This is a genomic window from cf. Phormidesmis sp. LEGE 11477 (assembly GCF_015207105.1).
GTDB lineage: Bacteria > Cyanobacteriota > Cyanobacteriia > Phormidesmidales > Phormidesmidaceae > Phormidesmis.
Genome location: NZ_JADEXO010000163.1, coordinates 1 through 10972, shown reverse-complemented (window position 1 = coordinate 10972; position 10972 = coordinate 1). Strand labels below are relative to the sequence as shown.

General features: G+C 50.8%; 8 protein-coding genes and 1 tRNA gene. 5 read left to right on the top strand and 4 right to left on the bottom strand.

The window, feature by feature from the left end:
- The coding region (locus tag IQ256_RS26715) for an aminotransferase class I/II-fold pyridoxal phosphate-dependent enzyme (protein WP_228025320.1) at nucleotides 1-1316 on the bottom strand (1316 nt) is incomplete at its 3' end.
- A gap of 34 nt (nucleotides 1317-1350) precedes the next feature.
- A complete protein-coding gene (locus IQ256_RS26710) occupies nucleotides 1351-1833 on the bottom strand; it encodes a VOC family protein (protein ID WP_193858737.1) in 483 nt (160 codons plus the stop codon).
- A 183-nt stretch (nucleotides 1834-2016) separates the two neighbouring features.
- Between IQ256_RS26710 and metH the strand changes: the two genes are divergently transcribed.
- Nucleotides 2017-5601 (top strand): methionine synthase, encoded by a 3585-nt coding sequence (metH, locus tag IQ256_RS26705; protein WP_193858736.1) that lies wholly within the window; start codon nucleotides 2017-2019, stop codon nucleotides 5599-5601.
- 75 nt (nucleotides 5602-5676) lie between these two features.
- Here metH and IQ256_RS26700 read toward each other — a convergent pair whose 3' ends face one another.
- Nucleotides 5677-6081: a c-type cytochrome gene (locus tag IQ256_RS26700; protein ID WP_370623557.1), complete on the bottom strand. Its 405-nt coding sequence runs from the start codon at nucleotides 6079-6081 to the stop codon at nucleotides 5677-5679.
- Between the two features lie 265 nt (nucleotides 6082-6346).
- On the opposite strand from IQ256_RS26700, the gene IQ256_RS26695 reads away from it, so the two are divergent.
- The 3 genes from IQ256_RS26695 to kaiC all read left to right on the top strand — a co-directional run bounded on the left by IQ256_RS26695 (nucleotide 6347) and on the right by kaiC (nucleotide 9300).
- Complete coding sequence (locus IQ256_RS26695; RefSeq protein WP_193858735.1) at nucleotides 6347-7249, top strand: circadian clock protein KaiA; 903 nt, start codon at nucleotides 6347-6349, stop codon at nucleotides 7247-7249.
- A 110-nt stretch (nucleotides 7250-7359) separates the two neighbouring features.
- A complete protein-coding gene (kaiB, locus tag IQ256_RS26690; RefSeq protein WP_193858734.1) occupies nucleotides 7360-7683 on the top strand; it encodes a circadian clock protein KaiB in 324 nt (107 codons plus the stop codon).
- A 60-nt stretch (nucleotides 7684-7743) separates the two neighbouring features.
- Entirely contained in the window at nucleotides 7744-9300 is a 1557-nt protein-coding gene (gene kaiC / locus IQ256_RS26685) for a circadian clock protein KaiC (protein ID WP_193858733.1), read from the top strand.
- A gap of 46 nt (nucleotides 9301-9346) precedes the next feature.
- Here the strand turns inward: kaiC and IQ256_RS26680 are convergent.
- Nucleotides 9347-9420, bottom strand: a tRNA-Arg gene (locus IQ256_RS26680).
- 191 nt (nucleotides 9421-9611) lie between these two features.
- Here IQ256_RS26680 and IQ256_RS26675 point away from each other — a divergent pair.
- Entirely contained in the window at nucleotides 9612-10706 is a 1095-nt protein-coding gene (locus tag IQ256_RS26675) for a TRAP transporter substrate-binding protein (protein WP_193858732.1), read from the top strand.
- Nucleotides 10707-10972: the final 266 nt, after the last annotated feature.

Genomic DNA, 10972 nt, shown 5'->3' with positions numbered 1-10972 from the left:
GCGCAGGGTTTGCCGATGGCTGCTTGTAAGGGAAGGGGCTGCTTGGGGGCGAAGAAGGCTTGGCGGGGCGTGAGGGCTTCGACTCTGCTCAGCCGCTGAGGGTGAGGGGATGAGGGGGTGAAGAGGTAAGGGTTCTCGATGCTTGTTAGGTTCTGACAGTGAGAAAACTGTTTGCTGAGCGCTGTGAGTCCTTGGATCAGCCGATCGATGTCTGCGAGCGTGTTGCCAAGAGAGATGATGAAGGTGAGGGTGCGAAGGGCGGGGAGTTCGCAGGTAACGCCGTATTTTGTATGGAGGATCTCGTCGGCATCGAAGCCGGTGATGCCTAAGGGAGAAATGTTGATGGTTAGTCGGGTGCGATCGCCTGAACCCAGAACGGTTAATCCAGGTAATTGTGCAATTTCTTGGTGGGCGTAGTTGGCTAATGCTAGCGTTTTTGACATCAGCGCTTCACCGCTGGTTGCCATCTGATAGCGGGCGGCATCTAGAGAGCCTAGCAGTAGATAGCTAGGGCTGGTGGATTGGGTGAGCTGTAGGGATTGGGAGAGGCGGGTTCTGTCAATGCGATTGCCCTGAGTATGCAGCATCGCCGCTTGCGTAAAGGCGCTAAGGACCTTGTGAATGGATTGAACGGCAATATCTGCGCCTGCGGATAGGGCGGTAGGGGGCAGGTCAGGATGAAAGGCAAAGTGCGGACCGTGGGCTTCGTCCACAATCAGAGGGATGTTGTGACGGTGGGTGATGTGAGCGATCGCACTCAGGTCTGAGCAAATGCCTTGATAAGTCGGTGAGACAATCAGAACAGCTTTGGCATCAGGGTGCTCGGCCAGTGCTGCTTCGAGGGTATCCGGTGAGATATCGAGCGCAATATCCCACTCGGTGCTATGGGATGGCTGTATGTAAACGGGGACAGCGCCGGATAGAATTAGGCCCGAAATTGCAGAACTATGAACGTTACGCGGCAAAATCAGTTTGTCGCCAGGCCCACAGGTGGCAAGAATCGCGGCTTCAATGCCACAGGTCGAACCATTCGCTAAAAACCAGGTTTGTTCTGCGCCAAAGGCATCAGCGGCGAGTTGTTGAGCCTGAAGGATGACGCCTTCGGGTGCAAAAAGATTATCCAACTCAGGCAGCTCAGGCAGATCGGCTCGGAAGGATCTATCGCCAAAAAGCTGCCTGTGTCTATCCGTAACGCCCTGTCCGCGTTTGTGCCCAGGCGTATAAAAAGCCGCATTGCGACGATCGGCACAGTTCTGCAACGCATCAACCAGGGGCGTGGCGTGCTGATTCAATCGAACCAAGCCATCATTCATCATACTCTTCGAGAAGGGCAAAGCCCTACATCATTCATCATTCCGACTTCTCTTCCGGGTCACAGCGCACTTCAATGGTGAACCCATCGGGGTCGTAGAAGTAGATGCCTTTGCCGGTGGGCCGAACGATTGGGCCTTTGAATTCGATTTTGGCGGCAGTAAGATGTGCGATCGCGCTGTCCATCTGTTCAGGGGCGATGTCAAAGGCAAGATGATCGGCGCGGGTGAAGCCTTTGGCCGGATCGGGGTCAGCCGGTACGTAGTCAGGCTCCCAGAAAAGATCGAGAATGGTGCCGTCTGGCGTCTTGAAGTTAGTGACTTTGCCTTCAGCAACAAGTTGAATTAAGGTTTTGGGAACTTCGTCTCCTACTAACTTATGTAGGCCCAAGATGTTGCCATAGAAGTGACAAGATGCCTGCATATCTTTGACATTGAGAGCGATGTGGTGAACGCCGCGCAGCATGCCAGGGTTTAGGACGGTGGACTGGGTTGTGACAATGTTCAAAGTATCGGTAGCCATAAGAAGAAAGCCGATAGAAGAAAGCCGATAGAAAAATCTCAAAAGAACGTATGAGAGAAGTCGATGCTTGAAGGGCGATCGCACTTATAGCGCTAAGTTCGACGCTTGGAGATTTTTAGTAATAATAATAGAAGCTTTATATTGATTTATCACCACGTTCTAGTTCCTATCGCAAGTGCCCCTATGAAAAGTCTGTTTTTAGACCGCTTGAAAAGTCCTGAACGCCCTGTCTTGGTGTTCGATGGCGCAATGGGCACCTCACTGCAAATGCAGGAACTGACGGCGGCAGACTTTGGTGGCCCTGAATACGAAGGCTGCAATGAGTATCTGGTGGAGACAAAGCCGGACGCTGTAGAAAAAGTGCATCGTGGCTTTTTGGCTGTGGGTGCAGATGTGATCGAAACTGACACCTTTGGCGGCACGGCGCTAGTTCTAGCTGAATATGATTTAGCTGATCAAGCCTACGAGCTCAATAAGAAAGCCGCTGAACTGGCTAGAAAGGCTGCAGATGAGTATTCCACGTCAGAGAAACCTCGCTTTGTGGCGGGTTCAATTGGGCCGGGGACGAAGCTGCCGACGCTGGGCCATGTGGATTTTGACACGCTGAAGAATGCTTACCTTGAACAGGTGGAAGGACTGTACGATGGCGGCGTCGATCTGATGCTGGTAGAGACCTGTCAAGATGTCTTGCAGGTGAAGGCGGCGCTGATTGCGATTGAAGAGATTTTTGAGAAAAAGAACGATCGCCTGCCGCTAATGGTTTCAGTAACGGTAGAGCAGCAGGGGACGATGCTGGTCGGCTCTGAGATCGGCGCGGCGCTGACGATTCTAGAGCCTTTTGGGATCGACATTTTGGGCCTGAACTGCGCCACGGGGCCAGCGGAGATGAAGGAACATATCAAATATCTGTCAGAGAATTCTCCTTTTATTATCTCGTGCGTACCGAATGCCGGTTTGCCAGAGAACGTTGGCGGTCAGGCTCACTATCGACTGACGCCGATGGAACTGCGGATGGCGCTGATGCATTTTGTAGAAGATTTGGGCGTGCAGATTATTGGTGGCTGCTGCGGCACGCGGCCCGATCATATTGAACAACTTGCTGATCTCTCAAAAGATCTCGCCCCGAAACCGCGACCGATCGGAGAAAGAGGCGACCTGCCACCCTACGGCGAGCTGCCATACATGCCGGCGGCGGCCTCTATCTATAGCCCTCAGCCTTATGAACAAGACAATTCGTTTTTGATCGTAGGTGAGCGCTTGAACGCTAGCGGCTCGAAGAAGTGTCGGGAGATGCTGAACGCGGAAGATTGGGATGGATTGGTGGCGTTAGCAAAGTCTCAGATAAAGGAGGGCGCTCATGTCTTGGATGTGAACGTGGACTACGTGGGGCGTGATGGCGAGCGCGATATGCGAGAGCTGGTCTCTAGGCTGGTGACCAATGCCACGCTACCGCTGATGCTGGATTCGACCGAGTGGGAAAAGATGGAAGCGGGCCTGAAGGTGGCGGGCGGTAAGTGCATCTTGAACTCGACGAACTATGAGGATGGCAATGAGCGATTCTTTAAGGTGTTGGAGCTAGCAAAGCGCTACGGTGCAGGTGTGGTGATTGGCTGCATTGATGAAGATGGGATGGCGCGGACTGCCCAGAAGAAGTTTGCGATCGCCCAACGAGCCTACAGAGACGCTGTGGAATATGGCTTTCCTCCGTACGAGCTGTTCTTTGATACCTTAGTGCTGCCAATTTCAACAGGAATTGAAGAAGACCGGGTGAATGCAAAAGAGACCATCGCCGCGATTGAGATGATTCGCGAGAACTTGCCCGGCTGTCACATTATGCTCGGCGTTTCTAACGCCTCGTTTGGCCTCAACCCGGCGGCACGGGTCGTCTTGAACTCGATGTTTCTCGCTGAGGCGATGAAGGTGGGCATGGATGGTGCGATCGTTAGCGCTAGCAAGATTTTACCGCTATCCAAGATCGAGGCTAAGCATCAAAAGATGTGCTTAGACCTGATCTACGATCGCCGTGAATTTGATGGGGATGTGTGTACCTATGACCCACTGGGCGAGCTAACAACTGCCTTTACCGGCAAGAGTTCTAAGCAGCTAAGAACGACATTAGATGACAATCTACCGCTAGAAGAGAAGCTGAAGCGCCACATCATTGATGGTGAGCGGATTGGTTTAGAAGATCAGCTAGCAAAGGCTTTGGAGCAGTATCCACCGCTAGAGATTGTTAACACCTTTTTGCTTGATGGCATGAAGGTGGTCGGCGAGCTGTTTGGCTCGGGGCAAATGCAGCTACCGTTTGTATTGCAATCGGCGCAGACGATGAAGGCGGCGGTGGCCTATTTAGAGCCATTTATGGACAAAGACGAGACTGATACCAGTGGTAAGGGTACGGTCGTAATTGCCACGGTGAAAGGCGACGTGCATGATATTGGCAAGAACCTGGTAGACATCATCTTGTCTAACAACGGTTACCGGGTTGTGAATATCGGTATTAAGCAGCCAGTAGACAATATTATCTCGGCTTACAAAGATCATCAGGCGGACTGTATCGCGATGAGTGGCCTGCTGGTGAAATCAACGGCTTTTATGAAAGAGAATCTGAAGACCTTTAACGAGCATGGGATCGATGTGCCAGTGATTTTGGGTGGCGCAGCGCTAACGCCAAAGTTTGTGAATGAGGACTGTCAGAACACCTATAACGGCCAGGTAATCTACGGCAAAGACGCCTTTGCGGACTTACATTTTATGGATGCGCTGATGCCTGCAAAGAAGGCGAACCATTGGGACAACCTAAAAGGCTTTGCAGACGATCACCCGATGAGCCAGGTGTCAAAGAAAGTCGCTATTAACCATGCTGTTGCTGAACCAAAATCCGAGCTACCGATCGTGATTGACACGCGCCGTTCTGACGAGGTTGCTGTTGATATTGCCCGGCCTAAGCCCCCTTTCTGGGGACCCAAGCAACTGAGCTCAGAAGATATTCCGCTAGAGGAGCTATTTGATTATCTAGACATGCAGGCGCTAGTCGCCGGACAGTGGCAGTTTCGCAAGCCCAAGGGACAGGCCCGTGAAGAGTACGATGCTTTCCTAGCAGAGAAAGTAGAGCCGATTCTGACTGAGTGGAAGCAGCGAATTGTAGAAGAGAAGCTGCTAGAACCAAAGCTGATGTATGGCTATTTTCCTTGCTTAGCGGAAGGGAATACGCTGTATGTCTACGATTGGCAGGCAGCACAGAAAGGGGAACCTAGCGATCCAGTGACCTCGTTCGAGTTTCCGCGTCAGCGATCGATGCGACGGCTGTGTATCGCGGATTTCTTTTTGCCCAAGGATCTAGCGAAGCCGGGCGAGTACGACGTGTTTCCGATGCAGGCAGTGACAATGGGCGATATTGCCACGGAGTATGCGGCCAAGCTGTTTGCGGCGGATGACTATACAAACTATCTCTACTATCACGGTTTGGCAGTGCAGATGGCGGAGGCGCTGGCGGAGTGGGTACACCAGAAGATTCGGATCGAGCTGGGCTATGGCGATCAGGAGCCAGAGGGGATTCGGAATATTTTGGCGCAGCGCTATCAAGGGTCGCGCTACAGCTTTGGCTATCCGGCCTGTCCAAATATGCAAGATCAGCCAAAGCAGCTAGATCTGCTAGAAGTCGAGAAAATTGGCATGCATATGGATGAGAGTGAACAGCTCTACCCGGAGCAATCAACGACGGCGATCGTGGCCTATCACGGGGCAGCGAAATACTTTAGTGCCTGATTTTAGCGCGTGACCTGGCTTCGGCTTCGCTCAGCTAACAAACTCTATCGCCTCGGTAGCTGAGCGTAGTCGAAGTCACCAGCCGGATTCGGATTGCTCATGAACATACTGGGCGATCGCACTAATCTCCTCAGCGCTCAGTCTATCTGCATAGGCGGGCATGATGCCTTTGCCTTGAGTGACAATCGAGGCGATCGCACCGACATCCTCATAGCCATTGCGCCTCATCGCCCGCTGCTTCAGGTTTTTGCCTCGGCGAATGATATTGCCACCACCGGCATGGCAAGCGGCGCAGTTTTCTGTGAATAAGACTGCGCCGGACGCAGTGGACTCAGGTGCAGTAGCGGCAGTAGCGGCAAGTGTTTGGGGTGCGATCGCTAACCACAGCAGTAGGGTAAATCCTACAAAGAGCGATCGCCAGCCTATTAGAGCTAGCCGTAAGCCGTGGAATCGGCGAACAAAGTCAAAGAACGCAGTCACATTAGAACCTCTAGAAGTCAGTGTCTTTGTACCTACTTTGGCGTATCCCGGCTGAAGTCGATCGCTGAGCTGTGATAGATTATTAGAAATTATGCTAAGAAATGTTTATATAAATCAGAGAAAATTAATAAAAGTAGCTTGGCATAGCTGTAGACATGAAACGGAGGTCAGCTAGTAATGATTAAATACTGGGCTGATTCTTCTTAGCCTGTTTGAGAGGGTCGACCGACCGACCTTTGACCATCGCTATATTAAAGAAAACCTTTTGCCTGCACACTTTCTACTTGGCGTTTTTGTTCCTGCTGCATCTCTAGTCGAGCCTTTGCAGCAACTGCTTGTCCAGCAACGATTTGTGGTTAGTTGGAGCCAGTCTCCGTCAGAGTTTGAAGAGTGGGTCGTCAGCAACCGCCACCGGATCGATTGCTTGATTATTCAGTCGGCTGAGGAGTCTTTCCAAGTACTATCGCATCTGCAGGAAAAAGATATCTTACTCCCCACGCTGGCACTATACAGCTCAAAAGCACCGTTAGTCCCCAATAGTGAACTTCTCGACAGCGATACCTTCTCACAGGGGCAGCAGGCATATCACCAAGCAGTCCTAGCTTTTGATATTCGCAATATAAGTGACATAGATGATGGAATCTATCAGGCGGTGGATTCGTATTTGCAGCTACCCACTGAGGCCAGTGCAGACAGTTTAGGTCAGCTAGGTCTCGGCCTAGAGGCTGGTCGCGACGGAGATAAGCGGCTATTTCTGCTGAGCTTACAGCAGCAGCGCCTAGCTGAAAAACTAAAGGAAAGGCTCGGCTACATAGGCGTGTACTACCGTCGTAATCAGCAGAACTTTTTACGCTATATGAGCGCACAAGAACGTGAGGAATGTCTCGATAAGGTGCGTCAAGATTATCGGCGAATTATCTTGAACTACTTTGCCGACGATGAGTCAATCAATCAAAAGATAGATGACTTTGTGAATGTTGCTTTCTTTGCAGATATGTCAGTGCCCAAGATTGTAGAAATACACATGGAGCTGATAGAAGACTTTTCTAAACAGCTAAAACTAGAAGGACGTAGTGATGAGACGCTGACTGACTATCGTCTGACGTTGATTGATGTGATTGCCCACCTGTGTGAAATGTATCGGCGCTCTATTCCGCGCGATCGCTAGACCCACGCGATCGCTTTTGTCCGGCTGCAATTCTTTGGGGCTACACACGTCTAATATGAATCCATTACCACTATTTTCCCTATCGAAGCCCAACTCATTTTAGAGACCCTATGAGCGCCTCGAAGCCGACCTACATCTTAAAGCTCTATATAAATGGGAACACCTCTAGCTCTAAGAAAGCGCTGATGACTCTAAAGACTATCTTGGAAGAAAGCTTCAACGGCATATATGCGCTCAAAGTGATTGACGTCAAAGAGAGCCCCCAGCTAGCAGAAGAAGACAAGATCATGGCAACCCCTACGCTCTCCAAAGTTCTGCCACCGCCTGTACGCAAAATTATCGGTGATTTGTCCGACCGCGAAAAAGTTTTGATCGGTCTCGATCTTCTCTATGATGAGATAAGCGAAGGTATGCATGATCAGGGAACTCAATAGAATTTCCTAACGCTTCTTTTAATATTTCTTGCTAAGAATTTCCCAGTTAGACAAATACTTATGAACTCCTCTTCGTCTTCATCTGATCCCAAGGCGCGGACTCGTCTAAAAGGCGTGCAAAAAATTCGCACCATGATTGAGGGATTTGATGACATCAGCCACGGTGGCCTGCCTGTGGGGCGCTCTACCTTGGTTAGCGGCACGTCTGGAACAGGTAAAACGCTGCTAGCTGTCCAGTTCCTGTATCACGGGATTACCTATTTCGATGAGCCTGGTATCTTCGTCACCTTTGAAGAGTCTCCAGAAGATATTGTTACCAATGCCTATAGCTTTGGTTGGGATTTAAAGTCTTTGATCAAAAGTGGCAAGTTGTTCATTTTAGATGCCTGCCCTGATCCAGAAGGGCAAGAAGTTGTTGGCAGCTTCGATCTTTCTGCTTTGATCGAACGTATTCAGTATGCCATTCGTAAGTACAGTGCAAAGCGAATTTCGATCGATTCAGTGACGGCAGTTTTTCAGCAATACGATGCAGCTGAAGTGGTGCGTAGAGAGATTTTTCGGCTGGTGGCAAGGCTAAAACAAGTGGGCGTGACCACTCTAATGACGACGGAGCGAGTAGATGAGTATGGCCCGGTTGCGCGGTTTGGCGTAGAAGAATTTGTCTCTGATAATGTCGTGATTGTGCGTAACGCCCTAGAAGGAGAGCGCAGGCGGCGAACGGTAGAGATTTTGAAGCTGCGCGGTACCACTCATATGAAAGGAGAGTATCCATTTACGATCACAGATAGCGGGGTAAGCATCTTCCCGCTAGGGGCGATGAGGTTGACCCAGCGATCGTCAAATGTGCGGGTATCTTCTGGAGTAAAAACGCTCGATGAGATGTGCGGCGGCGGCTTTTTCCGCGATTCGATTATTTTAGCGACAGGGGCAACGGGTACCGGCAAGACACTGCTGGTCAGCAACTTTTTGGCGAACGCTTGCGAGAATGATGAGCGCGCGATTTTGTTTGCCTATGAAGAGTCTAGGTCGCAGCTTGCTAGAAATGCTTCTTCTTGGGGAATTGATTTTGAAGCGCTAGAACGAGAAGGACTGCTGAAGATTATTTGCGCTTATCCAGAGTCGGCAGGCTTGGAAGATCATTTGCAGATTATTAAGTCGAAGATTGCGGAATTTCGTCCCTCTAGAATTGCGATTGATTCGCTCTCGGCCCTAGATCGCGGCGTGAGCAACAATGCGTTTCGTCAGTTTGTAATCGGGGTGACAGGCTTTGCCAAGCAGGAAGAGATTACGGGCTTTTTCACGAATACGACAGAGCAGTTTATGGGCTCTCATTCGATCACTGATTCACATATCTCTACCATCACAGACACGATCTTGATGCTGCAATACGTAGAGGTTCGTGGTGAGATGTCAAGGGCAATCAACGTCTTCAAGATGCGCGGGTCTTGGCATGATAAGGCTATCCGCGAATATATCATCAATGAAGATGGCCCGCAGATTCAAGAGTCATTCCGCAATCTAGAAGGTATTATTAGCGGCTCGGCTCGGCGGATTCCTTCTAATGAAAGGAACCAGCTATCGCGCATCGTTAATGCCGTTCGCAGTGATGATGACTAACGACGGACTAACGGTCCTTGAAAACGACTAGACCGAACAGCGGTGACGAACATGGAGGGATTCGAACCCCCGACCCTCAGAACCGGAATCTGATGCTCTATCCAACTGAGCTACATGTCCATAGGGCTAAGTTTTGGCAAAACCCTTAGGGCTAAATTCTAGCACCTCTTCTCCGACCAAAACGACAAGTCTGTTTGGAAAATGCGGCTAAGTAGTTACTGACTGTTACTAATGATACGTTCTCCTACGGCTGAATGATTTAATGAAAAGCATACTTTAGGGGGTCTGCTACCAAGCGGCGAGTGAGGGTCATGAGACGTAGACGCATATTGGGCTATGGTGCTGGCGTGGTGGGGACAACGGCTTTGGCTGCCTGCTCGACGCAGCAAGGTGGCGGCGCGGTTAGTGGTGATTTGCCTCGGGTGCAGTGGCGGATGGCAACGAGCTGGCCACAGTCTTTAGATACGATCTATGGCGGCGCGCAAACGGTGTGCGATCGCGTCTCTGCTCTGACCGATGGCCGCTTCACCATCGATCCGTTTGCGGCTGGCGAAATCGTGCCGGGGCTGCAAGTTCTCGATGCGGTTCAAGAAGGCACCGTAGAATGCGGTCATAGCGCGGCCTATTACTACGTGGGTAAGAACGAAGCTCTAGCCTTTGGCACTACCGTTCCTTTTGGTTTAAACGCGCAGCAGCAAAATGCCTGGCTCTACCACGGTGGCGGCTTAGATGAAGTCAATCAGCTATACGCAGACTTTAATGTGATCAGCTTTCCAGCGGGCAATACGGGCGTGCAGATGGGCGGCTGGTTCAAGAACAACGTCCAGACGATCAGTGACTTAAACGGCCTGAAAATGCGTATTCCAGGCTTCGGCGGTAAGGTGATGGCCGAACTTGGTGTGAACGTACAGGTATTGCCTGGCGGCGAGATTTTTCTAGCGCTGGAACGGGGGGCGATTGACGCCGCCGAATTTGTTGGCCCGTATGATGACGAAAAGCTAGGGCTAAACGAAGCGGCGACTTATTACTATTATCCCGGCTGGTGGGAGCCAGGCGCGACCCTAGATGTCACCATGAATTTGGACGCTTGGAATTCATTACCGGCTGAGTATCAAGAAGTTTTTAAGACGGCTACCTACGAAGCAAACATCAATATGCTGGCAAAGTACGATGCGCTAAACGGTGCGGCGCTAGAGAGTTTGGTGTCTAAAGGAACAGAACTAACCGCTTACAGCGATGAGATTTTGACAGCGGCCAGTGAAGCGTCAACTGCGCTGTTAGAAGATAGTGCTAGCAAAGACTCTACTTTTAAAAATGTGTACGATAGCTGGAAACAGTTTCGCGATTCTGTTCAAGGTTGGAACAAAGTGAATGAGCTAGGCTTTGCCCAGTTTGTGAATAGATAAGGGAACCGCAAACAAATAAGGTACTGCTCCGCCCTCACCCTCATCCCTCCCCGAAGGAGAGGAACTTCAGATCTGACTCCCTTCTCCCGAGTACCCGTTTAGCGTACACACTGGAAAACCCCTCCCTTACGGTTCCCACAGGGAACCAAGTCCCGTATCTCTAAAAATACATAGCCAATGTCCCCTCCGACGGAGGGGTGGCCGAAGCGCAGCGGAGGTCGGGGTGGGTCAGCAGCCTAAGTAACCAACCAACGCTAAACACATAC